Source organism: Frankia sp. CcWB2 (assembly GCF_977927585.1).
The window spans coordinates 24398-24891 of sequence record NZ_CDWRCM010000016.1 but is presented as its reverse complement, the minus strand read 5'-3'; the positions used below and the strand labels follow the sequence as shown (position 1 = coordinate 24891).

1 protein-coding gene and 1 pseudogene are annotated in these 494 nt (G+C 71.3%); both read right to left on the bottom strand.

Translation table 11 applies throughout. The features are described 5' to 3' along the window. The coding region (locus ACY45C_RS03420) for a tyrosine-protein phosphatase (RefSeq protein ID WP_462186195.1) at positions 1-237 on the bottom strand (237 nt) is incomplete at its 3' end. Positions 238-304: 67 nt separating this feature from the next. Beyond that, positions 305-494 (bottom strand): annotated as a pseudogene (locus ACY45C_RS03415) (UDP-glucose 4-epimerase); the annotation flags it as partial.

Sequence of the window (494 nt, the reverse complement as noted above, 5' to 3'; positions counted from 1 at the left end):
CGGTTCGTAGGCGAGCGGCCCGCGGCCCTCCCGCTCCGCCTCCTCCTTGGCCCGTAGGTCGATGACCATGCGTAGCCCGAATGTCTCCCGCAGCGTGAGCACGTCATCGCCCGTCAGGGCCTGGACGGAGTCGGTGCGCAGGAACACCCCCCATCGGGTGGTTGCACCGTCCAGGGTAGGCAGCCCACCCAGATCTCGCGCGTTATCGCAACCCGACATGTTGAACCATCGCTCCACACGCTGATCGTAGAGCCCGAGGTGGTGCCGCCGGGCCCGTTGGGCGCAGTCGGGTCAGGGGTGCGGATCAGCCACACGGTGGGGCGTCCCGCTGACTGGGCGGAGGGCTGGCGAGCCTCGCCGTCGTGTGTGCCCCACCTGACTCGGGTTGCGGCTGCTCGGGTGCGGCGTGCTCGGGTGCGATGTGGATCGGCCGGGCGGGCACCCCGGCGACGACCTGCGCGGCCCGGATGTCGTCGGTGACGACGGACCCGGCT